Below are 25,109 nucleotides of genomic sequence, written 5' to 3'. Positions count from 1 at the left end.
TCAGGACTCCGTACTGACGGTCGTGAGCAGGTCGTGGCGGGTGGGCGTGGCGGAGGCCCGCGGCGTGTCGGCGAGCACCCGGCGCACGCGGGCGGCGAACCCGGCGTCGGCGAAGACCTCGCCGGCGGGGCACAGTCCCATGAGGACGCGGGTGAGCCCGCGCCAGACCTCGGCGTCGTGCGGCGCGGCCCTGCCGACGGCCCGCACGCCGAGGCGAGGGCCCTCGGGTGGCGGTGGTTCGCCCGTGACCGCCCTGCGCCACCGGTCGGCCCGCTCCTCCGAGTCGGCGTAGGCCTGCTGGTACCAGGGCGTGAACAGGTCGAGGGCGGCGCGGACGGCCTCCTTGCTCTGGGCCTCGCCGACCTCCGGGCCCGCGTCGAGCACCTCGGCGAGCCGGAACGCGTGGGCGATGGCCAGCGACATGCCCCGGCCGAACAGCGGGTCGGTGACGCAGGCGGCGTCGCCGACCGGGAACAGCCCGGCCAGCGGTTGCGGCCACGCACCGGCCAGCGCGCCGAACACGTTCGGCGGGCAGGTCGTCACGTGGACATCGCCGTAGGGCACGGCGTCCGCGAGCCACTCCTCGACGTACGGGGTCGCCGAGGCGACGGCCTGGAACGCACGCGGCTGCCGCAGCGCGGCGAGGGCGTGGTCGCTGGGATGGGTACCGAGGGCGACGGAGAACAGGTCACCGTCGGCGGGGTGCAGTACGCCCGCGTAGTGGTCGGCGACGACTCCCGCGGCGTTGCCCCGGTTGAGTGGGCCTGGCCGCGTCCGCCGCCGGTAGAAGCGCGAGTGGACCCGGACGCCGGTGCGGCCCGTGCTGTCCGGGGGCAGCCGGTGGCCGAGCGCGGCGAGCCACGAACGGGCCCGCGCGCGGCGGCCGGTCGCGTCGACGACGATCTCCGCCGCCACCCGCTCACCGGTGTCGGTGACCACCCCGGCCACGCGGGTGCCCCGGCCCGCGGTCAGCAGGCCGGACACCCGGACCCCGTGGCGGACCTCCACCCCGGCCGTTGCGCGGACCAGGTTCACGAGCACCAGCTCGAGGACCGTGCGGCGGCAGGCGAGCGCCACCAGCTCGTCGTCACCCGCCACCCGACCACCGAGGCCGGGCGGCAGGGCCGTGACCAGGTCCAGCAGCTCGGCACCGCTCGCGACGGCGTCGGCCAGCACGTCGGGGGCGTGGTCGCGAAGGACCGCCACCCCCAGCGACGTGAGGGTGTGGGCCTGCTGGGCGTGGGGCACGGACGGCCGGTTCCACTCCGGCGCGACCTCGTCCGCGACGCCCTCCGGCGGCGCGGCGGCCCGGTCGAGCACCAGCACCGCGCGCCCGGCTCGGGCCAGTGCCAACGCGGTGGCCAGGCCGGCGACGCTGCCGCCGACCACGACGACGGGACTCATGGCCGATCACCGGACCTGGACCGGCACGGCCGGTGAGGAAGGCTCTGACACGGTCATCGTGTCTCCCCGGGAAGTCGGTGGTGCCGGTCAGCCCGTGAGGACCGGCTCGCGCAGCTCACCGCGGACGGCGCGGTGGTAGATGCGGCGGGTGGTGGCGGTCGGCGCCACGTCGAGGTCGTCACGCAGCTTGCTGACGCACAGGCGGTGCCAGTTGCGCACCTGTCCCAGCTCGCCGCGGCGGCCGTGCACGAGCATCAGGGTCTGGTACATCTCCTCGTGGTACGGGTCGATCCCGATCACGCGGCGGCACAGGGTGATGACCTCGGCGTGGCGGCCCCTGCGGAGCGCGTCGGCACGCAGCCAGCCCAGTGCGTAGAGGACGAGGGCGCGGTTGTACTCGCGCTGCGGGACGATCCAGTCGGCGAGGTCCGCACCGAGCAGGTCGCCCCGGTAGAGGTCGACGGCCCGGTGGTAGGCACGCGACGCGGCGTCGTCGTCGCCCGCGCTCTCGGCGACCTGCCCTTCGGACATGCACGTCTCGAACTCGTCGACGTCGACCCACAGGTCGTCGGCGTGCAGCGCGTAGCCGTGGTCCTGACCGGCGATCTCGACGGGCAGCTCGGCGCCGTCGTCCGCCGTGGTCCTGAGCGCGCGGCGCAGGGCGTGCACGGCCACCTTCAGCGAGCTGTCGGTCGACGACCACTCCCTGCCGGGCCACAGCACCTCGTGCAGTCGTTCCCTGCGCACGGTCTGTCCCCGGTTGAGCAGCAGGAACTGGAACAGACTCGACGTCCTGCCCCGCAGCGTGTCGACCGGCCGGTCGCAGGCGTGCATCGCGAAATCCCCGAAGAAACGCACTCGCATCATCACGTGCCCCACCCATCTACGAACGGTCGATCTCGGTTCCTCGATTTCACAGCCGACGTTAGAAGCGTCACGGAACCGTCGACAAGGCGACTGCCACCTCTGCGGGCGAGCTTGAACGCAAGGTGGGAGGCCACTGTCACCAAAGTCGTAGTGGTCTCGGCTAAGGTGGGAGTGAAAGCGCTACCACTCCGCACTGTCGTGCAATACCGAAGGGAGGATAGAAATCAACCATGGTTACCACTCAACAGAAAATTCTATTTCCCTTCGGAATCAGTGGCATGACCGGAGTGGTCCGCGCGAGCTGGCAGGAGGCCCGGCCCGTCGTCCAGGTCATCTTCCAGCTCCGCTTCGTGGCAGGGGTCGTGCTGGGCGGCGGTACGGCGACGACCCACCTCGTCGACCAGTCGGTGCTCCTCGCCGCCGCGAGCTGGCTCGCGGCCACCTGGTGCGTGTACCTCGTCAACGGGATCGCCGACGTCGTCGAGGACCGGGAGAACGGCTCGACGCGGCCCATCGCACGCGGCGCGCTCCCGGTCGCCGCCGCGACGCGGATGTGCTACGTGCTCGCGGTCGTCGCGGTCACCTGCGGTGTGCTGGTGTCGTCGCGGTCGGCGTTACTGGTGCTGCTGGTGCTCCTCGTCGGGTGGTCGTACTCGATGGGCCCGTGGCCGCTGAAGAACAGCATGCCCGGCTTCCTCGCCGGGGTGGTCTCCCTCGGCCTGCTCACCTACCTGGCCGGTTGGTCCGCCGTGGGTGGCGGGTGGAACACCACGCTCGTCGTCACCTCGGTCGCGATGTCGCTGTGGATGGGGCTCGTCGGCGCGACCAAGGACCTGTCCGACGTCCGGGGCGACCGGGTTGCCGGCAGGCGGACGGCACCTGTCGTCCTCGGCGTGCGCCGGGCGAAGGCGCTCATGGCCGCGCTCGCGGTGTCGCTCGGGCTGGCGTTCCTCACGACGGCCGTGGTCGTCGTTCCCCGGCTGCTACCGGTCGGTGTGGTGGTGTGCTCCGGCGCCTGCGCGGTGGCCGTACTGCTGCTGTCCGCCGCCGGAAGGGGCGGCCGTTGCGCCGAACGGCGGCCCTATCGTGCCTTCATGACAACGCAGTACGCCGCCCACATGACATTGCTCTCGGCAGATGTTGTGTCATGATTGACCAACTCCGTACTGCGCAAATCCGGCACCCGAAGTCGACTACGGATGGTTGTCCATGGCCACAGAGCACGACCGGATCGACGTCGTTTTCGCGTCGTCCGTTCGGCAGCGTGCCATGTCCGCCCTTCGGGATCGCCTTCGCGAAGTGGAAAGCCCACTCGTGGAAAGCGCGGAAGCGGATGACCAGCTCAGATACCAGCTCGGCTCCGTTCTCGACGACGTGGAGAGCTACACCAGCGCGGCACTGACCGGCGAGTTCCGCACGGCGCGGTTGACCGAGGAGATCGGCGTAACCCGCGCAATGCACGGAATTCACCCGAGCGAATCGATTCGTGCTGCCATTGAGATGTTCGGCGTACTCCTTCCGGAGGTAATCCGGGAGTTACGGGCGGGCGGTGGCGACGATGCCGCGACGCTCGCCGCCGCCGTCACGCTCAACGCGGCGATCATGCGCAGGGTCGGTCTCGGCTCGGTGTCCTACGCGAGCTTCCTGCTCAAACGGGTGAACAACTCGCACCGGGACGAGCGGAACCGGATCGCCCGCGAGCTGCACGACCGGGCCGCGCACTCGATCGGCGTGGCGATCCAGGACCTCGAGCTGCACGACATCTACCGCGACGAGGACCCGGAGCACGCCAGGGAGAAGATCGTCCAGGCCGCGGCGCTCATGCGGGACGCCCTCGCGGCGGTGCGTGAGACCGCACAGGAGCTGCGCTTCTCCACCGAGAGCCACGGTGGGCTGCGCGAGGCCGTCGCCGAGTACATGCACGTGCACGTGCCGGACGCCATCGAGGCCGGTGTGACGGTGACCGGTGACCTCGGCCGTCTCCCGAGCGAGGTCACCGAGGAGATGTTCATCGTGCTCAGGGAGGCCGTCCGCAACGGGGTCCGCCACGCCACGCCACGTTCCATCCGCGTGACGATCGAGATGCACGACGGCAAGGCGGTGGCGAAGGTCCAGGACGACGGCGTCGGCTTCGACATGACGCGGACCAGACCGGGCATCGGGCTGCTGTCCATGAGCGAGCGCATCAAGCTCCTCGGCGGTGACCTGCTGGTGTCGAGCATCGAGGGAGCGGGTACGACCGTGACGATCACGGTCCCGGTGACGGAGGTCCAGTGACGGACTCGTCCCGCCGGGTGACCGTTGCCGTCGCCGACGACCACACCCTGTTCCGCCAGGGCGTGCAGGAGCTCCTGGCCACCGACCCGGACGTGCGGATCGTCGGCGAGGCCGCCACCGGCCCCCAGGCCGTCGAGCTGGTCATGCGCCACCAGCCCGACGTGCTCCTGCTCGACGTCGAGATGCCGGGCCCCGGCGCGAAGGCGGTCATCGCCGAGCTGGCGCGCACGTGCCCGGCCACCGCGGTGGTGATCCTGACGATGCACGAGTCCTCCGGCGTGGTCAGCGAGCTGCTGCAGTCCGGCGCCGCCGCGTACCTCGTGAAGAGCATCGGCCGCGACGAGCTGCTCGCCACCGTCCACTCGGTGAACCGCAACCAGCGCAACGTGTTGCTGTCCGTACCGCGCACGACGATGCGCTCGCTGGAGCGGGCGCGGGAGCAGCAGAGCCTGCTTTCCGCGCGGGAGACCGAGGTCCTCGAGCTGGTCGCGGCGGCGCTGACCAACGCGCAGATCGCCGGGCGCCTGTTCATCAGCGAGGGCACCGTGAAACGGCACCTCACCAACATCTACGGCAAGCTGCAGGCCACCTCGCGCGTCGACGCGATCAAGAAGGGGACGGCCGCGGGACTACTGCGCGGTATCGACGAGGACTCGGGCGTATAACCCCGGTCTAACCGCGGGCACGTAGGGTATTCGGTGGCAAGGAGTCCTTCCCGACCACAAAGGTACGCATGAACTCCGCGGACCCTTCGACTTACTACCGAGTCGTCGTCAACGACGAGGGCTGCTACTGCATCTGGCCAAGCCATCTGCCGTTACCTGGAGGCTGGCGCCCCACGGGCTTCTCCAGCACCGCCGAGGTCGCACTGAACCAGGTCGCCGAGCTGTGGCACGCCACGGCAGCGCCGTCCCGTCGGTGGACGACCGGCCCGGCACGGAAGCGGGGCCGCGACGACCGTTAGAGGTTCGCCATGAGACTCTCCACCACCGACCGACGCCAGTACGAAGCACTCCTCGGCGAGTCGTCCTCGCCGACCGGCAGGCCGGTGGTGGTGGTCGGCGAAGATCTCGACGCGATCGTCATGCCCGTCCGGTTCGGCGAGCTGGTGCACACGCAGCTGCGACTGTCCATGTTGGACGGTCCGATCGTGGTGGGCCCGGACCGCGACCATCTCACCTTCCTCACCCAGCCCGCCGCGACACGGTATCCGCTGCTGCCTGCCGACCTGCGCCCGTTCCGGGTGTGGCTGGTGCCCTCGGGCGGCGTGGTCGTGCTGCCCAGCGGTGACGGCGCACAGACCTGGCGCGTGCCGCCGGCACTCCGCACGCCGCCGCTCATCTGGTCCGCGGTCGTCGGCACCGCACGCCGGGTCGCCGCGTCGTGCGCCACCGAGTGGACGGTCCCCGACCCGCGCTCCGCGTGAGAGGGACAGAGCAGAACGTCGCGCGAAGCCGAACGCTTCGCGCGACGCCTGTCAGGGAATGGCTCAGTCACGCACCGCCGCGAGTGCGGTGAGGAGGGTGTCCCGGTGGTCCGGGTGGCACACCAGCAGATCGGGCAGGTACGCGGACGGGTTGTCGTACACCAGCGGTGAACCGTCCACTCTGGACGTGTGAGCGCCTGCCGCGTTGGCGACCGCGACCGGTGCCGCGCTGTCCCACTCGTACTGACCACCGGCGTGGACGTATGCGTCCACCCCTCCCGCGAGCACCGCGGCGGTCTTCGCGCCCGCCGAACCCATCGGGACCAGCTCGACGTCGAGCACCGAGCACAGCCGCGCCACGAGCGCGGGCGGCCTGCTGCGGCTCACCGCCACCCGGAGGCGCGTGCCCTCTGACGACCGGGTCACCAGCCGGGGCGGGTCGTCGGTGGCCAGCACCACGCCGTCGGCGGGCAGCGCCACCGCGCCCACGACCGGCTCGCCCCGCACCGCGAGGGCGACGTGCACGGCCCAGTCCGCACGGTCCGGCTCGCCGTACTCGCGAGTGCCGTCCAGGGGGTCCACGATCCACACGCGGTCGGGGCGCCGGTCCGCGACGCCGTCCTCGTCCTCCTCGGACAGCACGGCGTCGGTGGGCCGGTGGGTTCGCAGCTCCTCGGTGAGGAGCAGGTGCGCGAGCCGGTCGCCCGCCCGGCCCAGCGCCGCACCGGACAGCGAGCCCGACGTACGCAGGCGCCGCAGCCGCTCGGCCGCGGCGGTGGCCAGCTTCCTGGCCAGCACGTGGTCGTCGGTGGGGACAGGGGTGTCGGACACGGGTTCCTCCGGTAGGTCAGGCCGCCATCCGGTCGGCGAAGGAGACGGCGACGCCGTCGGCGGTCGCGGCGAAGCGAGCGGTCGACAGGTCGGGCACCAGCGCGAGCACGCCGGCGTCCGCGGTCACCCTCGGACCGACGCCGAGCACCGGGCAGCCCGCCGCGACCCCCGCGGTGACACCGACGTCGGTGTCCTCGACGACCAGGCACCGCCTCGGGTCGACCCCCAGGCGTGCCGCCGCCAGCAGGTAGGCCGCCGGGTGGGGCTTGCCGTCCGCGACGTCCTCCGCGGTGACGACGACCTCGGGCAGGGGCAGCCGCGCGGCGGCCATCCTCGCCGTGGTCACGTCCCGCGAGCTGGAGGTGACGATCGCGTGGTGCTCGGCCGTGGCGTCGAGCGCGGCGGGCGTGCCGGGCAGTACCGCCACGCCGTCCAGGTCGTGGGTCGCGATGTGGGTGTAGCGGGCCAGGGACTGCTCGACCCGCTCCGGCGGGACGAGGTCGGTGACGATCCGCCGGGCGGGGCGCCCGGAGGTGCCCGCCAGCCGGGCCACCTCGATGCCCTCCTCGTCGGCCCAGCGGCGCCACGCGCGGCGGACCGCGGTGGTCGAGTCGATCAGGGTGCCGTCCATGTCGAACAGGACGGCCTGGAACTCGGCGGTCATGTCGGTGTCCTCTCTGAGGGGGCCGGTTCACGTACTCCCGCGAGGACCGGCGTCGGCTCCGGTGTGGACGGACGGCCGGCACGCACGAACGCGACGACCGTGCCGAGCGCGACGACGCCCGTCGCGGCACCGAGCACCACGACCCAGGGGATGCCGCCCGCGGCGAGCGCCATGCCGCCGAAGCCGGCGCCCGCGACGATGCCGACGTTGAACCCGGACACGGCGAACGACACCGCGAGGTCACCGCCGGGGCCGGCGGCGCGGTACAGCACCGCCTGCACGGCGGGCACGAACGACCACGCGGCCAGCTGCCACACCCCGACGAGGGCGATGGCACCGGCGGGACCGGTGGCGACCGGCAGCACGAGCAGCAACGCCGCGGCGGTCACCGCCGCGGTGACCACGAGGGTCGCCGCGGGCGCGCGGTCCGCGCCGCGACCGCCGAGGTGGTTGCCCCCGACGGCGCACAGGCCCGCCAGGAACAGCACGACCGTGACCAGCCCGCCGTGCACGCCCGCGCGGGTCTCCAGCAGGGGTACGAGATAGGTGTAGACGGTGAAGGAGGCGCCCCAGAACAGCACGATCGCGGTCAGTCCGATGACGACGGGACGGTTGCGCAGCGCACGCAGCCGTGCCGTCATCGGTGGCCCGTCGTCCACACCCGTGGCGGGGACGACGACCGCGACCAGCACCAGCGCGACCAGTGCCAGCCCGGCGATGCCGAGCATCGGCAGCCGCCAGCCCGCGTGCTGGCCGAGCAGGGTGCTCACCGGCACGCCGAGCGCGGTCGCGGTGCTGACCCCGGCGACCACGATCGCCATGGCGCTGGCGCGTCGCTCGGGTGGCGCGAGGCGTGCCGCCACCGCGATCGCGGTGGCGAGGTAGAGGCCCATCATGCCGCCGGACAGCAGCCGGGACGCGAGCAGAACGGCGTAGTTGGGCGCCAGTCCCGCCGTAACGTGCCCGGCCACGAAGACCGCGAGCGTGCCGAGCAGCAGCAGCCGCCGGTCGACCCGCACGCACAGCGCCGACAGCACGGGCGCGCCCACCGCGAACGCCACCGCGTTGAGGGTGACCAGCTGACCCGTGACGGCCTCCGACACGTCCAGGTCGGCCGCGATCTGCGGGAGCAGCCCGACGACGACGAACTCCGTGCACGACACCGCGAACGCGCCGGCGAACAGCACGAACGCCCAGGTCCTTCGCACGTCGCCACCCCTTCCGTCCACCTGTGGAGCGCCAAGGCTCCCCCGGCGCGGTTCACCCTCGGTTAACCCGCACGGGCCCGGACAAAACGGGCGGGGGCGGCGATAACCCCGGCTTAACGGCGCGACCCGATGCTGGGCCGGTCCGATCGAGACCACGACCCTCTGCCCCGCCCCGCGATGGCCGCTCGCGCGAACTCCTTGGGAGCGACATGGAGATCAGAGTCCAGAAGTACGGTGGCAGCTCGCTCGCCACCGACCGCCAGGTCGTGCGCGTCGCCGGCCGTGTCGCCCAGTCCTACCGGCAGGGCGCGCAGGTGATCGTCGTCGTGTCCGCCCGTGGCGACACGACAGACGAGCTCGTGCGTGCCGCGGAGGCGGTCAGCTCGGGCCCCGACCCCCACGAGACCGACAAGCTGCTCGCCACCGGCGAGAACGGCTCGGCGGCGCTGCTCGCGATCGCACTGCGCGACCTCGGCGTGCCCGCGGTGTCGCTCACCGGTCCCGAGGCGGGGATGCGTGCCACGGGGCGCCCCGGCGTCGGCACGGTGTCGCACGTCGACGCCGCGCCGGTGCGCCGGTGGCTTTCGCGGCGGCACGTGGTCGTCGTCGCGGGGTTCCAGGCACGCGACGAGCTGGGTGCCGTCATCACCCTCGGCCGGGGCGGCTCGGACACCTCGGCCGTGGCACTGGCCATCGCGCACGACGTGTCGCTCTGCGAGATCTACACCGACGTCGACGGCGTGCGCAGCGCCGATCCGCGCATCGTCACCGACCCCGCGCTGCTCGACGAACTGGACGCGGAGGTCATGGCCGAGATGGCGTTCTCCGGCGCGCGGGTCCTGCACAGCAGGGCCGTCGAGCTGGCGGCGGCACACGGCGTGGACATCCTCGTCGCCGACTCCGCGGGACGCGGACACGGCAGCACGATCATCGGAAGGAGAACGGGAATGCTCGACACCTCGGCGGAGACGGTACCCCGCCCCGCGCCCGGCGGCTACGAGAACCGGGCAGGCGTCGCGGCCGTCACCCACGACCGCTCGGTCGCCCAGCTGGTCGTCCGCGCCGGCGGCGAGCCCGCCGCCCGCGTCGCGGGTGTCCTCGACGTGCTGGCGCTGCGGCAGATCGCCGTCGGCTCGGTCGTGTGGCGGCCGGTCGGCGAGGACGAGCTGCAGCTGACGTGCTCGGTGCCCGAGGTCGCCGCGGCAGAGGCCCTGTCCGCCGTGAACGGCGTGGTGGTGCCCGACGGCGGGTCCGCGTGGGTACGACGTTCGGTCGGCGCGGTCTCCGTCGTGGGGATCGGGTTGCTGAGCAGGCCGGGCCTGACGGCACTGGCCATGCGCACGCTCGTGGACGCGGGCGTGGACGCCGAGTGCGTGTCCTGCACGCAGGCCCGCACCACGTTCCTCGTCGAGGCCGAGCAGGTCCCCGCCGCGGTCGCCGCGCTGCACGAGCAGTTCGAGCTGAACCAGGAGCCGGACGAGGAAGACACCAGGGCGACGGCGTGAGCACCGACGACACCAGGAGGAGTGAGACATGACGACACGAAGTTCCGTGCTCCCGTCCGGAGGCAACCCACACCTCCCGTTCGGCGCGCGGTTACGGCTCGACCGGCTGGACGGGCGCGGTGACGGACGGCTCGCGATCGTGCCGCTCGACCACTCGGTGAGCGACGGCCCGATCACCCCCGACGGCTCGCTCGACCGGCTGGTCGGCCGGCTCGCCGACGCACGGGTGGACGCGGTCGTCGTCCACAAGGGCACCGCCCGCACCCTCGACCCGAGGCACTTCCAGCAGACGTCGCTGATCGTCCACCTGAGCGCGAGCACCACACACGCGCAGGACCCGGACGCCAAGTACCTGGTGGCGAGCGTCGAGTCGGCGCTGCGCCTCGGCGCGGACGCGGTGAGCGTGCACGTCAACATGGGCTCCCGGCAGGAGGCCACGCAGGTCGCGGACCTCGCGCGGACCGCGGAGCTGTGCGACCGCTGGAACCTGCCGCTGCTCGCGATGATGTACGCCAGGGGCCCCGCGATCGCCGACCCGTCCGACCCGGAGCTGGTCGCCCACGCGGCCACCCTCGCGGCCGACCTCGGCGCCGACCTGGTCAAGGTCAGCTACCCCGGCACGGAGGAGAACCTGGCCGCGGTGGTACGCGCCTGCCCGGTGCCGGTCGTGCTCGCCGGCGGGCCACCCGTCGCCGACCGGGCCGCGCTGCTCGCCAGGGTCGGCGCGATGGTGCGTGCCGGCGCGGCGGGCGTGGCCATGGGGCGCAACATCTTCCGCTCGCCCGACCCCGGCGCGTTCGCCCGCGACCTGGTGCGCACCGTGCACGAGGTCCCCGTGGCCGTCGCGGCGTAACCCACCGAACCCGAGAGAGGTCCCCATGGTGACCCCGCAGACCCCCACCACGATCCCGCAGGCACGGCAGTTACTCGCCGACCCCGCGATGACCGAGAGCACGCCGGGCCAGGAGTTCGTGCAGGCCGCGGCGCTCGGCGACGACTCCGGCGACATCGTCGTCCCCTACCGCGCCTACCTGCCCGCGTCCTTCCCGCTGTTCGCGCACCGGCCGCGGTTCACCGTGCGCCAGCTGCTCAAGATGGCGACGGTGCACGACCAGGACGTGCCCTACATCCACGAGCCGCAGCCAGATGGCGAGGACCGCACCGTCTCGGGCATCACGCTCGAGTCCGCGCTGGAGTCGGCGTTCCGGCCGACCCTCGACCACGCCGAGCTGACCGACATCGGCGTGTCGGTGCCGGTTCCCCGTGGCCTGCTGCGCTTTCCCCGGCTGCTGGCCGCCTTCATCGACTACCGGGTGCTGGTCCGGTTCGGTACCAAGGAGAACCAGGTCCTGTTGCACGGCGACGAGGACGGGCGCGTGCCAGGACTGATGGGCCTGCCCGGGTCGCGGACCATCCGCACCGGACAGGATCCCGTCGACGTCCTCACCTCCGCCGCGGGCATCGTCGAGGAGACCGGCGGGTCGTGCGACGGCATCGTCGCCCACACCGCCGTGTACTGGCAGGCCGTCGAGGCGGGGCTGCTCGGCAGGCTGAACGAGGCGGGCATCCGCATCGCGCGCACCAGGATGATCCCGCGCGACCGCGTGCTGCTCGGCGACTTCCGCGCCGCGGCGACGTTCCTGGACCCGGGCGTGTCGAGCCTGGCGCTGCGCCGCGGCGCGGCGGCCGACGGCGGCGACGTCATCGAGGCACGCAGCCGGATGGGCCTCGCCGTGCACCTGCCGCAGCACTTCGTGCTCGTCTCGCCGAAGAAGGAGGGGTAGCCATGGCGGGGAAACAGACCGTCCTCTACGTCACCGGGATGACGCGCTGCGGCAGCACCATGATCGGCAACGTGCTCAACGAGGTGCCGGGCTTCGTCCACATCGGCGAGCTGCACTACCTGTGGCGCAACGGGATCCTGGGCTCCGGCACCAACTCGACGTGCGGCTGCGGCACCCCGCTCGCGTGCTGTCCACTGTGGTCCGACGTGCTCGGTGACGCGTTCACCGACGTCGCGACCGCGCGGCGGATGGTCGCCGTGCAGGACCGCTGGCTGCGCACCAGGCACACCGCGGCCCGGCTCGCCGAGGCACGCGGGCCGCTGCATCCGCCTGCCGACGTCGAGTGGGCGACGGGCCTCACCCGTGACATCTACCGCGCGGTCGGCGAGAGGGCGGGCACGCGGGTGGTCGTGGACAGCTCCAAGTACCCGGCGGAAGCGGCCGCGCTCAGTGGCCGCGACGACCTCGACGTGCGTGTGCTGCACGTCGTGCGCGACCCGAGGGCCACGGCGTTCTCCTACCGGCGCGACAAGAGCTACGTGCGGCAGATGAGCGCGGCACGCAGCACCGCCACCTGGGGATGCGTGAACCTGGCCTCCGACCTGCTCGCCGTGCGCGCGGAAGGCGCGTACCTGCGGGTGCGGCACGAGGACTTCGGCCGGGCGCCGAAGCAGGTCCTCGCGGAGATCATGCGGTTCGCGGGCATCGAGCCGGGCGCGGCGGGGCCGGTCGGCGCCGACGGCGCGGTCGAGCTGGGCGACAACCACACGGTCACGGGCAACCCGGACCGGCTCAACCGGGGCAGGGTCGCGATCCGCTGCGACGAGCGGTGGCGTGACGGCCTCGCGGTGCGGCCACGCGTGGTGGCCACGGCCGGCGCGCTGCCGCAGCTGCTCCGCTACGGCTACCCGGTGACCACCATCCCGGAGAGGACGCTCTGATGGACCTGGGACTGCGGGGAAAGGTCGCCATGGTCGCCGCCTCCAGCAGTGGGCTGGGGCTCGGTGTGGCGCGTGCGCTCGCGGCGGAAGGCGCCAGCGTGTCGCTGTGCGGCAGGGACGCCGACCGGCTGGCCGGTGCGCACGCCGCGGTCGACGCGGTCGGCGAGGGCAAGGTGCGCAGCGAGGTCGTCGACATGGGCGACCCGGACGCCGTCGCCGCGTGGGTCGAGCACACCCACGACGAGTTCGGCGCCATCGACGTCGTCGTCAGCCACACCGGCGGCGTGCGGCAGGGACCGGTGGACGACTTCGCGGTCCAGGACTACCGGGACGCCGTCGACACCGCGCTCGTCCCGCACGTCGCGATGGTGACGGCGGCCAAGCCGTTCCTGGAGCACGACGGCTGGGGCCGGGTGCTGATGATCACGTCGGAGTCGGTGCGCCAGCCCATGCCGCACAACGTGCTCTCCGGCGTGGCACGGCTCGGCGTGCTCGGCTTCGCCCGCAGCCTGGTGCACGGCTTCGCGGACTCCGGCGTCACGGTCAACGTCCTGGCGCCCGGCTACCACGACACGCCCGCCCTGCGCGGGCCGTCCGGCGCCGACCCGACAGCGGCGGCGGCCGAGGTCCCGCTCGGCAGGGTCGGCGACCCGGAGGACTTCGGCGCGCTCGCCGCGTTCCTCGCGAGCAGGCAGGCCGCGTTCGTCACCGGCGCGCTGCTGCTCGTGGACGGCGGCAACACCCGCGCGCTGCCCTGACCACACGGAGGAGTGAGAACCGATGCTCATGTCCGAGGCACTCACCGAGGACTACTACGCCGAGGGGCTGTGGCGGCGTGACGCCACGCTGCTCGACGACCTGCGCGCCGCGGCGCGGGAACATCCCGACCGCAGGGCGGTCGTCGTGTACCACGTGGACGGTCGCGAGCCGGACTCGGTGACCTACGCCGAGCTGGCGGCCGCGGTCGAGCGGATGGCGGCGGGTCTCGTCGGCCTGGGCGTGTCCCGGGGCGACGTGGTCACCCTGCAGCTGCCGAACTGCTGGCAGCTGATGGCGCTGACCCTGGCCTGCGCACGGATCGGCGCGATCGCCGGCCCCGCACCGACCATCTACCGCAGGCGCGAGTTGAGCTTCATCACCGGCCTGACCGAGAGTCCTGTCTACATCGGAGCGGTCGGCGACGCGAAGTTCTCCTACGCGGAGCTGTCCGCCGAGGTAGCCGAGATCGTGCCGACGCTGCGCCACCGCGTGCTGCTCGGCGCCGCGGACCAGCCCGCCGACACGCCGGGCCTGGCCGGTGCGCTGGACCTCGAGACCACGTTGCTGGGCGAGAAGTCCGCGCCAGGCAGCGTGTTCGGCGAGCTGACCGACGACGAGGCGAACCCCGAGGACGTCGCGTACGTCATGTTCACCTCCGGCACGACCGGTGAGCCCAAGGGCGTGATGCACAGCTTCAACACGCTCTACGCCACCAACCGGGCGCAGGCGAACGTGCTGGGGCTGACCGGGGACGACGTCACCGCGATGGGTGCGCCCGTCACCTACAACGCGGGCTTCACCTGGAACTTCGTGATGCCGCTCGTGCTGGGTGCGACGGCCGTCCACCTGGACGCGTGGGACCCCGAGCTGATGCTGCGGGTCCTGGAGCGGGAGCGGGTGACGTTCTTCATGGGCGCGCCGCCGTTCCTGGTCGACCTGATCGTGGCGCAACGCGAGCACGACCGCGACCTGTCCGCGCTGCGGAGCTTCGCGACCGGCAGCGCGCCGATCCCGCCGGTGCTCGTGGAGGACGCCCGCGACGAGCTGGGCTGCCGCCTCTACGCCCTGTGGGGCATGACCGAGAACGGCGCTCCGACGATCACCCGGCCGGAGGACCCGCCCATGCGGGCCGCCGAGAGCGACGGCAGGCCGATGCCGGGCATGCTGGTGCGCATCGTCGACCGCGACGACGTCGAGGTCGCGCCCGGTGAGGTCGGCAGGCTCCAGGTGCGTGGCGCCTTCCAGTGCCTCGGGTACTTCCGGCGTCCCGACACCTACGCCGCGTCGGTCACCGGGGACGGCTGGTTCGACACCGGCGACCTCGCCAGGTCCGACGGCAACGGCGGCATCCGGATCGCCGGGCGGCAGAAGGACATGATCTCGCGTGGCGGCGTCAAGATCCCGGTGGTCGAGGTGGAGGCCGCGCTGCTGCGGCACCCCGGCGTCAAGGACGTGGCGATCGTCGGATACCCGGACGAGCGGCTGGGCGAGCGGGCGTGTGCCTTCGCCGTCGCGGACGGCACGGCCCCGGACCTGCCCGCGCTGACGACCCACCTCGACGCGCTCGGCATGGCCAAGCAGTACTGGCCCGAGCGTCTCGAGCTGGTCGACGCGCTGCCGAGGACGCCGAGCGGCAAGGTCCAGAAGTTCAAGCTCCGCGAGCACTTCGGGGAGGGCTGACCCGTGGACTTCTCGTTCTCCCCCGAACAGGACGCGCTCGCGGAGAAGGTCCGCGCGTTCGTCGCCGACCGGGTCGCGCCGACCGTGCGGGACAGTGACCGCACCGGCGAGTTCCCGCCGGGGCTCGTCGCGGAGCTGGGTGGTGCCGGGCTCTTCGGTCTCGGCGTCCCGGTCGAGCACGGCGGTGCCGGCCTCGGCGCCGTCGAGGTCGGGATCGCGTTGGAGGAGCTGGGCAGGGCCGATCCGGCCGCGGGCATGCTCGTCCTCAACGCGGCCCTGATCGCGGGCATCATCGAGCGCAACGGCACGCCGAGCCAGCGCGCGGAGTGGCTGCCGGAAATCGCGTCGGGCGAGGCCGTGGTCGCGCTGTGCCTGACCGAGCCGGCACACGGCACGGACGCCGCGGCGATCGAGCTGCGGGCCGAAGGCGACGAGCACCGGTTCCTGACCGGCACCAAGACGTCGATCATGCTCGGGGCCGTCGCCACACACGGGCTGGTCTTCGCCCGCACCGGCGGATCCGGAGCCGACGGCATCACCGCGTTCTACACCCGGCTGGACCGGCCCGAGGTGACCCGCGAGCGGCTCGACGACCTCGGCCACCGCGCCGGTGGTCGCGCCACGCTGCGGTTCGACCGGTGCCCGGTCGGTCCGCAGGCACGGGTCGGCGAGTACGGCAGCGGCTTCCGCGGTGTGATGCGGGGCTTCGACTACTCCCGTGCGCTGATCGCGATCATGGCCGTGGCCAACGCGACCGCGGCCGTGGACGACGCGCTCGGCCACGCCCGCGACCGCACGTCCTTCGGCGCGCCGATCGGAAGCCACCAGGGCGTCGCGTTCCCGCTCGTCGAGCAGGCAACGCACCTGCGGGCCGCGCGCCTGCTCGCGTTCGAGGCGCTGTGGCGCCGCGACGCCGGTCTCGACCACCGCGTCGAGGCGAACATGGCCAAGTGGTGGGCACCCAAGGTCGGGATCGCCGCCACCAACCAGTCACTCATGACGCTCGGCCACCGCGGCTGGAGCAGGGACCACACGGTCGAGCGCAGGCTGCGCGACGCGGTCGGCCTGCAGATCGCCGACGGCACCGAGAACGCCGCGAAGTTGGCGGTCGCCCGCAGGCTGCTCGGGCGCGAGTACGCGCCGTGAGGGCCAGAACAGACCAGGGAGGAACAAGGCCATGACCACTGTGTGGTTGACGGGGCTACCCAGTTCCGGCAAGTCGACCCTCGGCAGGGCGCTGGCGGAACAGCACCGCGCGCACCGGGCGGTCGAGCAGCTCGACGGGGACGTGATCCGCCGCGACCTGTTCCCGGAGCTGGGTTTCGACAAGGCCGACCGGACGGAGAACATCCGCAGGATCGGGGCGCTGGCAGCGATGCTGGCCGCGCACGACGTGCTCGTGGTCGTGTCGGTGATCGCGCCGTACGAGGCCGCACGGGCCGCGGTGCGTGCCGAACACGAGGCACGCGGCCTCGAGTTCGTCGAGGTGCACGTCCACGCACCGGTCGAGGTGTGCGCCGACCGCGACGTCAAAGGGCTCTACGCCAGGGCGAAACGCGGCGAGGTCAGCGGGCTCACGGGCATCGGCGACGTCTACGAGGAGCCGGTCGCGCCCGAGGTCAGGGTCGACACGTCGGCCATGCCGGTCGAGGCGTGCCTGGCCACCATCGGCGCCGCGCTCGCCCGTGCGGAACAGCGGGAGGCGGCATGAGCGCAGCTTGCGAAGCGAATCATCGACATTCAGACCGTCTCTGCGACCGCGGAGGGCGGCGGTGCAGCGGAGCCTGCGGAGCGTTCCGACGCCACGCAGCGGTCGAGGAGGCGGCATGACGACCACGAAAACCCGGCCCAGCGCGGGAATGGCCGCGTTGGAGGCGGAGGCCATCCACATCATGCGCGAGGTCGCGGGCGAGTTCGACCGGACCGCGCTGCTGTTCTCCGGCGGCAAGGATTCGACCGTGCTGGTGCACCTCGCGCTCCGCGCGTTCGCGCCCGCCCCGCCGCCGTTCACGCTGCTGCACGTCGACACCGGGCACAACTTCCCCGAGGTGCTGGCGTTCCGCGACGAGCTGGTCGAGCGGTACGGCCTGCGGCTGCGGGTCGCGGCGGTCCAGGACTGGATCGACCAGGGCAAGCTGGCCGAGCGGCCCGACGGCATGCGCAACCCGCTGCAGACCACACCGCTGCTGGACTCGATCACCGAGCACCGGTACCAGGCGGTGATCGGCGGCGGCAGGCGCGACGAGGAGCGGGCCCGCGCGAAGGAGCGGGTGTTCAGCATCCGGAACTCCTTCGGCCAGTGGGACCCCAAGCGCCAGCGCGTCGAGCTGTGGAACCTCTACAACGGCACACACCGGCCGGGCGAGCACGTCCGCGTGTTCCCGATCTCCAACTGGACCGAGCTGGACGTGTGGCACTACGTCGAGCACCGCGACATCGAGCTGCCCTCGCTGTACTTCGCGCACCGGCGCGGGGTCTACCAGCGGGACGGGATGTGGCTGACGCCAGGCCCGTGGGGCGGCCCGCGGGACGACGAGGAGCTGGTCGAGCAGAGCGTGCGGTACCGGACGGTCGGCGACGGGTCGTGCACCGGCGCGGTCTCCTCCGACGCGGCGACCGTGCCAGAGATCATCGCGGAGATCCGGAACAGCAGGCTCACCGAGCGCGGTGCGAGCCGTGCCGACGACCGGCTGTCCGAGGCGGCGATGGAGGACCGCAAGCGGGAGGGGTACTTCTGATGTCTACCGACCTGTTGCGCATGGTGACCGCGGGGAGTGTGGACGACGGGAAGTCCACACTGGTCGGTCGCCTGCTCTACGACACCAAGTCCGTGCAGAGCGACCAGCTGGAGGCGGTGCTGCGCACGAGCGCGGAGCGCGGCCTCACCGATCCCGACCTGTCGCTGCTGGTGGACGGCCTGCGGGCCGAACGCGAGCAGGGCATCACGATCGACGTCGCCTACCGCTACTTCGCGACGAAGCGCCGCTCGTTCGTGCTGGCCGACACCCCGGGGCACGTGCAGTACCTGCGGAACACGGCCACCGGCGCGTCGACGGCCCAGCACGCGGTGCTGCTGGTCGACGCACGCAAGGGCATGCTCCCGCAGACGCGCCGCCACCTCGCGGTGATGGCGCTGCTGGGTGTCCCCACGATCACGTTCGCGGTGAACAAGCTGGACCTGATGGACTTCTCCAGGGAGGTCCACGAGTCGATCACCGCCGACCTGGTGGCGTACACGCGTTCGCTCGGCTACCTGGACGAGGACCTGGTGTCGGTGCCGCTGTCGGCGCTGACCGGTGACAACGTGGTGCTCCGGTCCGAGCGGACCCCGTGGTACGAGGGCCCGACGCTGCTGGACCGGCTGGAGTCGGTCGAACAGGAACCGCACGGCCGCGACGTCGGGCTGCGGCTGGCCGTCCAGTACGTCGTCCGCGACCGGGCGACCGACTACCGCGGCTACGCGGGCCAGGTCGCGGCGGGCCGGGTGGCGGTCGGCGACGAGGTGGTCGTGCTGCCGGAGGGGCGGACGACGACCGTCGCGGGCATCGACACTCCCGACGGGGCCGTGTGGTCCGCCGACACGGGCGCGGCCGTGACGCTGCGCCTGGCCGACGACCTCGACGTGTCCCGAGGCGACCTGCTGGCCACGCCGGGCCGGGCGCCTGCGGTCACCCACGAGCTGGACGCCACGATGTGCTGGCTCGCGGAGACACCGCTGCGACCCGGCGGTCGGCTGCGGCTCAAGCACGGCACACGGACCACCGGCGCGATGGTCACCGACCTGGTGGCGTTGTTCGACGAGCAGCGCCTGACCGTCAGCGGCGCCCCGGAGACGATCACCGCCGGGAGCATCGCACGGGTGCGGCTGCGGGTCGCGGACCCACTGCCGGTCGACGACTACACCGCCTGCAAGGCCACCGGCGCCTTCCTGCTGATCGACCCCACCGACGGCAGCACCGTCGCGGCAGGCCTGCACGGCGACCCGCTGCACCGGATGCTCCCGACGGTCGTCGCGGCCGAGGAGGCGGCATGAGCGCAGCTTGCGAAGCGAATCACCAATACTCAGGCCACCTCCTCGACCGCGGAGGGCGCCGGTGTAGCGGAGCCTGCGGAGCGTTCCGGGGCCACGAAGCGGCCGAGGAGGCGGCATGAGCGCAGCTTGCGAAGCGAATCACCCATATTCAGGCGGCATGACCTCGCGGTTTCCCGCCTACATCGGCGGGCGGGATGTGGAGCCTGCCGACGGGCGCTACGTGCACACGATTTCCGTGCGGGCAGTACTGGAGGACACCTTCGGCGCGTTGGCGCTGAAGCGGGACCTCGACCTCGGCACGCGTGAGCCAGAAGCCGCCGGTGGTGCGCTGGCCGGAGCCTGCGCGCTCGCCGACCCCGCGATGGGCCGTGCCGCGGTGGAGGCCGCGGCACGGGCCCGCCCCGGGTGGGCCCGGGTGCCCGTCGCGGACCGCGTCGAACTCGGGGTGCGGATCGGCGAGGGTCTGTCCCGGCACCGCGACCGCATCACCGAGCTGCTCGTGGCCGAGGGGCTCCCCCACGACATCGCCGGGCCGATGCTCGAGGAGTACCGGCACACCGACTTCAGCCGGGAGACGCTCGGCTGGTGTGCGGACCAGCTGGAGTTCGTCCACGAGACGGGCCGGGCGCGGTCGGTCGTGCGCCGGGTGCCGGACGGCGTGGTGTGCGTCAACCCGCCGCAGAACGCCGCACTCGCCAACGCGTTGTTCGGTATCACAGCACTGCTGTCGGGCAACACGGTCGTCGTGCGTGCGCCGCGTGGCGTGCCGCTCGCCACCATGTACACACTGCGCGAGGTCGTCGTGCCGCTGCTCGACGAACTCGGTGCGCCACCGGGCACGCTCAACGTCGTGTGCGGGCCGCCGATGACCGCCGACTGGCTCGCCGACCCCAACGTCGACGACATCGTCTTCGTCGGCGGCAGCGCCAAGGGTCTGGCGTTCGAGCAGGAGGCCGTCGCCGCGGGCAAGAAGCCGATCCTCGAGCTGGCGGGCAACGACTGCCTCGTGGTGTGGCACGACGCCGACCTCGACGGCGCGGTCGCCTCGATCGCGGAGAACTTCCGGCTGTCCGGCCAGATCTGCAACGTGCCCAACCAGGTGATCGCGCACCCGGACATCGCGGACGAGCTGATCGACCGGCTCGCCTGCCTCGCCGCCGACACCCGGCCGGGCTTTCCCGACGAGCCGGGGGTCGTCCTCACCCCGGTGCTGGGTGCCGGCCAGTTCTTCGCCGACATCACCGACGCCGTCGACAGGGGCGCCACCGTGGTCCACGGCGCACGCCGCCTCGAGGTGGACGGGAAGCCCTCGGACACGGGGTTGTTCGTCGAGCCGACCGTGCTGCGGATCGACGGTCTCGCACGGGCCGCGACGGTGAACGCCGTGCGGGACGAGACGTTCTCGCCGCTGCTGCCGGTCGTCGTGCCCACGCGTGGCGCGGACATGCTCGACGAGGTCCTCGCGTTCGTCGCCGGAAACCGTTACGGGCTGCGGAACTCGTTCTGGACCGGCACACAGCGGGTCGTGGACCGGGTCGTCGAGGAGGTAACCGGCTGCGGTGTGCTCAACGTCAACGACTCGCACTCGGCGTTCCGCCCGTACCTGCCGACCCACGGCGGCACCGGGCTGACCGGCGGCGCGTTCGGCGAGGCCAACTTCCTGATGCTGCGCACGACCCGGATCCAGGGCGTGCACGCCGTGTCGCCCGGAGGTGTGTCATGAGCCAGTACGAGATCCGCCTCGCCTCCTCCCGGGACGCGGCGCGGGTGCACGCGGCGCTGTGTCGCGTCGAGGACGTGCCCGCACACGCGCCGGACGTGCTGTCCGTGTCGCGCGACGGCGACACCAGCAGCTGGGTGCTGAGCTTCCGGGGCCACCCGGTGCGCTGGACCCAGCGCGACCACCACGACGGGCTGCGCGGCGAGTTCAACCAGGTCGACGGCGACTTCGTCGCGCTGTCAGGCGAGTGGGCGGTCGAACCGGACGGCGAGGGCAGCACCGTGGCGTACCGCCTCTCCGTCCGGACGAGCGTGCCGCACCTGGCGGGCGCCATCGAGCCGATGGTGGCCAGGGCGCTGTCGCGTGCGGCCCTGTCCGTCGCGGGCCCGGTCCGCGTACTCGCGGGCGCGGCGGTGCTCGCCGACCCGGTCCTCAGTGGACGTTCCTGACACGAAAGGCCCTGCGATGACAACGACTCCCGCCCCCGTGCGCAAGCGGAACCAGGGCACCCGCGCGGCGTTGGCCAGCTTCCTCGGCGCGACGCTCGAGTACTACGACCTCTACATCTACGCCTCCGCGGCGGCACTCATCTTCGACAGGGTGTTCTTCGCCGCGGCGGGGGACGGCGCGGTGCTGCTGTCGCTCGCCACGTTCGGCCTCGCGTACGTGGCACGTCCGCTCGGCGCCGTGCTGCTCGGCCACGTCGGCGACCGCTTCGGCCGCAGGCGTGCCCTGGTGGGCAGCCTGCTCCTGATGGGTGCGGCGACGTTCGTCATCGGCTGTCTGCCGACCTACGCGGCGGTGGGCAACCTGGCGCCGTGGCTGCTGGTGGCATGCCGGTTCCTGCAGGGCATCTCGGTCGGCGGCGAGGCCGCGGGCGCGACGGCGCTGACGCTGGAACACGCACCACCGGGCAGGCGGGCGTTCTTCACCTCCTGGACGGTCAACGGGATCCTGGCCGGTTTCATCCTGGCGAGCCTGGTGTTCATCCCGATCTCGAACATGCCGGAGGACGCGCTGATGACCTGGGGCTGGCGGATCCCGTTCTGGTCAAGCCTGCTGATCGCGGTCGTCGCGTTCGCCATCCGGCGCACGCTGGTCGAGCCGGAGGTGTTCACCGAGGCCACGACCGAGCCGGTGCGCAAGCCCCGCATCCCCGTGGCCGAGTTGCTGAGCACCCACCGCGGCGACGTGGTCCGGGTCGCGCTGTGCGCGCTGTGGGTGGTGGCGTCGAGCACGATCCCCGTGTGGGGCCTGTCGTACGCGACCCGCACCGTGGGCATCGGCACGGACACGATGCTGTGGGTGGTGATCTTCGGCTACGCCGCCGGTCTCGTGTTCCAGCCGCTGTTCGCGCGCCTGTCGGACCGGGTCGGCCGCAGGCCGGTGTTCATCGCGGGCAACCTCGGCGTGGCGCTGACGTGTCTGCTGTACTTCGACGCACTGGCACGGGCCGACATCCCGATGGTCTACCTCGGGATCTTCCTTTCCCTGTCGGTGTTCTACAGCGCGGCGAACGCGACGTACCCGGCGTTCTTCGCGGAGATGTTCGGCGTGCGGGTCCGGTTCAGCGGCATGGCCATCGGTATCCAGGTGGGGCTGGTCCTCTCCGGCTTCGCCCCGGCCCTGGTCGGCTACTGGGTGGCCGAGTCCGGCGGCAGCTGGGCCCCGGCGGCCTGGCTGACCATCACGACGGCCCTGGTCGCCAGTGCGGCGGCCTTCACGGCCCGCGAGACCCACCGCACCCCGTTGCGGGACCTCGGCAGGCGCGAGCCGAAGCCCGCGGTGCCCGACAGCGCCGCGCCGGAGCCGGTGGACAGCGTCCCTTCGCGGTAGCGGCCGAAAACGTTGCCACGGCGGGTATTTTGGACGGGTGGCGGTCGTCTCCGCGTTGACGTGCTATCCGGTCAAGGGTTGCGCCGGGGTCGCGATGGATCGGGCCGAGGTCGGCATGACCGGGTTGCCGGACGATCGGCTGTTCTCCGTCGTCGGGCCGGACGGGTCGATGGTGTGGCAGGGAGCGGTGCCGAGGATGGCGACGATCCGGGCCCGGCGTGTCGGGGCCGCGCTCGTCCTCGGCGCTCCCGGCACGGAGGACCTGACCGTCGAGGTCGTCACCGACGCCACCCGATCCGTCGCGGTCGACGTCGAGAAGTGGCCCGGTGCGGGCATCGACCAGGGTGACGCCGTCGCGGAGTGGCTCGGTGACGTACTCGGCAGATCCGCCCGGCTCGTCCGGGAGCCCGCCAGGGCCGTGCGTGCCCGCCAACCCGACCTCACCGCGCTGCTGGTCACCTCCGAGTCCTCCCTGGACTCCCTCAACACCCGCATCCGGGAGCGCGGCGCCACCGCGGTGCCCATGAGCCGGTTCCGCCCCAACATCGTCGTCACCGGCTGGCCCGACCCGCACACCGAGGACCGCGTGCACCGCATGACGATCGGCACCACCGGCATCGGCTTCGGCGAACGGGCCATCCGCTGCGCGGTGACCATGACCGACCAGACCACCGGACAGGGTCGTGGCCCCGAACCGCTGCGCACCCTCGCCGGCTACCGCCGCGAGCCCGACGGTGTCAGCTTCGGCCTCAAGGCCACCGTCCTGGCACCCGGCCACATCGCCACCGGCGACCCCGTCGCCGTCACCGCGTGGCGTCGGCCCGTCGGACATCAGACCGAAACAATTCCCTGTTCAGCAGATTCGGAATAACCACGGGCAGACCAGTCGAGTTTGGATCAAACCACCTGTGGGTACACTTCGCAATACCCCATCCGTGGGCCCGTGAAATCAACGGCGACCGCCCCGGAATGACTGTCACACACAGCAAGAGAAGTGCTGCGTCTCACCCGGGCGAGGGTGACCCGTCAGGCTGGATAATCCGAGTTCTCTCACCCACGATTACGAAGTCGACCTTCGTTCAGGTGAACTGGGTGTCGAGGTCTTTCACGGTTTCGCTCGGGTAGGTAATTACCAAGGTGTGAAAGTCACTCGGAATGTCCGGCTGGAAGCGCTCCCCGGCGCCCCGGCAGCTCATTGGCCTCGCGACCGCGGTGTGCGAGATGAGTGATCGCCCGAACACCGGCGCGTACCCGGTCCTGCGGCGGGTCGCGTACCCGGTACTGCTGGCCGCCGTGCTCGTCGTGGCCACGGCGGCGCTGCGGCTGGACTGGGATCCGGCCGTGGTCAGCCCGCTGTTCCTGGTCGGCGCCATCAGCTACCTGGCCGTGCTCGAGCGCCTGATCCCCTACCAGCCCGCCTGGCGCCCCGACCGCCGGGAGTGGGGCTGGTACGGCGTCTACTTCGTACTGACCATGGTCAGCGCGGCGATCGCGCAGACGCTGGTCACGATGATCGTCGTCGTGGTCTCGCCGCTCGACCCGGCACTGCCGCCGCAGGCGGAGATCCCCGCCGCCCTGCTGGTCGGCTCGCTCGGCAGCTACCTGATGCACCGGCTCGGCCACACCAACCCGTGGCTCTGGCGGTTCCACGGCGTGCACCACGTGCCCGAGAAGGTGAACGTCGGCAACAACGGTGTCAACCACGTCTTCGACATCGTCATCTCCCAGGGTGTCGTGCAGCTCGCGCTGGCCGTCGCCGGGTTCTCCGCCCCGTCGGTCCTCGTGGTCGGGCTGTTCGTCGCGGCGCAGGGGTACTTCATCCACGCCAACATCGACGTCCGCATCGGTTGGCTGAACTACCTGCTGGTGAGTCCCGAGCAGCACCGCCTGCACCACAGCACCGACCTCGCCGAGGCAGGCCACTACGGCTCCGACCTTGCCTTCTGGGACAAGCTCTTCGGCAGCTTCACCTGGTACCCGGGCCGCGAGCCGGTCGCCGTCGGGCTCAGCGACCCGACGTCGTTCCCGCCCACGGGCGCACTCGTGACCACCTTCACCCACCCCTGGCGGCGGCGCACACCCGCCTCGTCATCGGACCCAGCCAGGCCCGGCTGACCGAACTGGTGGGGTCCAACCACCGTCCGCACCACCTGACCGGCTCCACGCCGTCCTGG

General features: G+C 72.1%; 25 protein-coding genes. 20 read left to right on the top strand and 5 right to left on the bottom strand.

The window, feature by feature from the left end; all coding sequences use genetic code 11:
* Positions 1–1,404 (bottom strand): NAD(P)/FAD-dependent oxidoreductase, encoded by a 1,404-nt coding sequence (locus CLV71_RS14490; RefSeq protein ID WP_133903205.1) that lies wholly within the window; start codon positions 1,402–1,404, stop codon positions 1–3.
* An 87-nt stretch (positions 1,405–1,491) separates the two neighbouring features.
* Entirely contained in the window at positions 1,492–2,271 is a 780-nt protein-coding gene (locus tag CLV71_RS14485) for an AfsR/SARP family transcriptional regulator (RefSeq protein WP_243866437.1), read from the bottom strand.
* A 278-nt stretch (positions 2,272–2,549) separates the two neighbouring features.
* On the opposite strand from CLV71_RS14485, the gene CLV71_RS14480 reads away from it, so the two are divergent.
* The 5 genes from CLV71_RS14480 (at position 2,550) to CLV71_RS14460 (ending at position 5,974) form a co-directional block, all read left to right on the top strand.
* A complete protein-coding gene (locus CLV71_RS14480; protein WP_133903204.1) occupies positions 2,550–3,422 on the top strand; it encodes a UbiA family prenyltransferase in 873 nt (290 codons plus the stop codon).
* 148 nt (positions 3,423–3,570) lie between these two features.
* Positions 3,571–4,548 carry a sensor histidine kinase gene (locus CLV71_RS14475; protein ID WP_208297547.1) on the top strand — a complete coding sequence of 326 codons (978 nt, stop codon included), beginning with the start codon at positions 3,571–3,573 and terminating at the stop codon, positions 4,546–4,548.
* Positions 4,545–5,213 carry a response regulator transcription factor gene (locus tag CLV71_RS14470; protein ID WP_133903202.1) on the top strand — a complete coding sequence of 223 codons (669 nt, stop codon included), beginning with the start codon at positions 4,545–4,547 and terminating at the stop codon, positions 5,211–5,213. Before CLV71_RS14475 ends, CLV71_RS14470 begins: the two co-directional genes overlap by 4 nt.
* A 68-nt stretch (positions 5,214–5,281) precedes the next feature.
* Positions 5,282–5,512, top strand: a complete 231-nt coding sequence (locus CLV71_RS14465; RefSeq protein ID WP_133903201.1) for an MbtH family NRPS accessory protein — start codon at positions 5,282–5,284, stop codon at positions 5,510–5,512.
* A 9-nt stretch (positions 5,513–5,521) separates the two neighbouring features.
* Complete coding sequence (locus CLV71_RS14460; RefSeq protein ID WP_133903200.1) at positions 5,522–5,974, top strand: hypothetical protein; 453 nt, start codon at positions 5,522–5,524, stop codon at positions 5,972–5,974.
* 63 nt (positions 5,975–6,037) lie between these two features.
* Here the strand turns inward: CLV71_RS14460 and CLV71_RS14455 are convergent, their stop codons facing one another.
* From CLV71_RS14455 to CLV71_RS14445, 3 genes are read right to left on the bottom strand one after another with little or no spacing between them, the layout of a single operon-like run.
* Positions 6,038–6,805 (bottom strand): 3'(2'),5'-bisphosphate nucleotidase CysQ, encoded by a 768-nt coding sequence (locus tag CLV71_RS14455; protein WP_133903199.1) that lies wholly within the window; start codon positions 6,803–6,805, stop codon positions 6,038–6,040.
* A 16-nt stretch (positions 6,806–6,821) separates the two neighbouring features.
* Positions 6,822–7,469, bottom strand: coding sequence for an HAD-IA family hydrolase (locus CLV71_RS14450; RefSeq protein WP_133903198.1), 648 nt, complete (start codon positions 7,467–7,469; stop codon positions 6,822–6,824).
* On the bottom strand, positions 7,466–8,677 hold the full coding sequence (locus CLV71_RS14445; RefSeq protein ID WP_166664087.1) for an MFS transporter: 1,212 nt from the start codon (positions 8,675–8,677) through the stop codon (positions 7,466–7,468). The genes CLV71_RS14450 and CLV71_RS14445 overlap by 4 nt, the downstream gene beginning before the upstream one ends.
* Before the next feature lie 209 nt (positions 8,678–8,886).
* Here CLV71_RS14445 and CLV71_RS14440 point away from each other — a divergent pair, with 209 nt between their 5' ends.
* The 15 genes from CLV71_RS14440 to CLV71_RS14370 all read left to right on the top strand — a co-directional run bounded on the left by CLV71_RS14440 (position 8,887) and on the right by CLV71_RS14370 (position 25,050).
* Positions 8,887–10,182, top strand: coding sequence for an aspartate kinase (locus CLV71_RS14440; RefSeq protein ID WP_133903196.1), 1,296 nt, complete (start codon positions 8,887–8,889; stop codon positions 10,180–10,182).
* Positions 10,183–10,210: 28 nt separating this feature from the next.
* Complete coding sequence (locus CLV71_RS14435; protein WP_133903195.1) at positions 10,211–11,035, top strand: 2-amino-3,7-dideoxy-D-threo-hept-6-ulosonate synthase; 825 nt, start codon at positions 10,211–10,213, stop codon at positions 11,033–11,035.
* Positions 11,036–11,060: 25 nt separating this feature from the next.
* Positions 11,061–11,966 carry a family 3 encapsulin nanocompartment shell protein gene (locus CLV71_RS14430; protein ID WP_133903194.1) on the top strand — a complete coding sequence of 302 codons (906 nt, stop codon included), beginning with the start codon at positions 11,061–11,063 and terminating at the stop codon, positions 11,964–11,966.
* A 2-nt stretch (positions 11,967–11,968) separates the two neighbouring features.
* On the top strand, positions 11,969–12,907 hold the full coding sequence (locus CLV71_RS14425) for a sulfotransferase family protein (RefSeq protein WP_133903193.1): 939 nt from the start codon (positions 11,969–11,971) through the stop codon (positions 12,905–12,907).
* Entirely contained in the window at positions 12,907–13,665 is a 759-nt protein-coding gene (locus tag CLV71_RS14420; RefSeq protein WP_133903192.1) for an SDR family oxidoreductase, read from the top strand. The genes CLV71_RS14425 and CLV71_RS14420 overlap by 1 nt, the downstream gene beginning before the upstream one ends.
* 22 nt (positions 13,666–13,687) lie before the next feature.
* Positions 13,688–15,346, top strand: coding sequence for an AMP-binding protein (locus CLV71_RS14415; protein ID WP_133903191.1), 1,659 nt, complete (start codon positions 13,688–13,690; stop codon positions 15,344–15,346).
* 3 nt (positions 15,347–15,349) lie between these two features.
* Positions 15,350–16,492: an acyl-CoA dehydrogenase family protein gene (locus CLV71_RS14410; protein WP_133903190.1), complete on the top strand. Its 1,143-nt coding sequence runs from the start codon at positions 15,350–15,352 to the stop codon at positions 16,490–16,492.
* Between the two features lie 31 nt (positions 16,493–16,523).
* The gene (gene cysC / locus CLV71_RS14405) at positions 16,524–17,057 is read left to right on the top strand and encodes an adenylyl-sulfate kinase (protein WP_133903189.1); all 534 of its coding nucleotides are present in this window, start codon (positions 16,524–16,526) and stop codon (positions 17,055–17,057) included.
* 115 nt (positions 17,058–17,172) lie between these two features.
* Positions 17,173–18,084 (top strand): sulfate adenylyltransferase subunit CysD, encoded by a 912-nt coding sequence (gene cysD, locus CLV71_RS14400; protein WP_133903188.1) that lies wholly within the window; start codon positions 17,173–17,175, stop codon positions 18,082–18,084.
* Positions 18,084–19,379, top strand: a complete 1,296-nt coding sequence (locus CLV71_RS14395) for a sulfate adenylyltransferase subunit 1 (protein ID WP_133903187.1) — start codon at positions 18,084–18,086, stop codon at positions 19,377–19,379. Before cysD ends, CLV71_RS14395 begins: the two co-directional genes overlap by 1 nt.
* A gap of 157 nt (positions 19,380–19,536) precedes the next feature.
* The gene (locus tag CLV71_RS14390) at positions 19,537–21,102 is read left to right on the top strand and encodes an aldehyde dehydrogenase family protein (RefSeq protein ID WP_133903186.1); all 1,566 of its coding nucleotides are present in this window, start codon (positions 19,537–19,539) and stop codon (positions 21,100–21,102) included.
* Positions 21,099–21,548 carry a type II toxin-antitoxin system RatA family toxin gene (locus tag CLV71_RS14385; RefSeq protein WP_133903185.1) on the top strand — a complete coding sequence of 150 codons (450 nt, stop codon included), beginning with the start codon at positions 21,099–21,101 and terminating at the stop codon, positions 21,546–21,548. The genes CLV71_RS14390 and CLV71_RS14385 overlap by 4 nt, the downstream gene beginning before the upstream one ends.
* Before the next feature lie 16 nt (positions 21,549–21,564).
* Entirely contained in the window at positions 21,565–22,935 is a 1,371-nt protein-coding gene (locus CLV71_RS14380; protein WP_133903184.1) for an MFS transporter, read from the top strand.
* A 37-nt stretch (positions 22,936–22,972) separates the two neighbouring features.
* Positions 22,973–23,806: an MOSC domain-containing protein gene (locus CLV71_RS14375; RefSeq protein ID WP_133903183.1), complete on the top strand. Its 834-nt coding sequence runs from the start codon at positions 22,973–22,975 to the stop codon at positions 23,804–23,806.
* Positions 23,807–24,156: 350 nt separating this feature from the next.
* The gene (locus CLV71_RS14370; RefSeq protein ID WP_133903182.1) at positions 24,157–25,050 is read left to right on the top strand and encodes a sterol desaturase family protein; all 894 of its coding nucleotides are present in this window, start codon (positions 24,157–24,159) and stop codon (positions 25,048–25,050) included.
* Positions 25,051–25,109 lie beyond the last annotated feature (59 nt).

The organism is Actinophytocola oryzae, assembly GCF_004364325.1.
Lineage (GTDB): Bacteria > Actinomycetota > Actinomycetes > Mycobacteriales > Pseudonocardiaceae > Actinophytocola > Actinophytocola oryzae.
The sequence above is the reverse complement of the archived record's forward strand: the minus strand, read 5'-3'. Positions and strand labels throughout refer to the sequence as shown.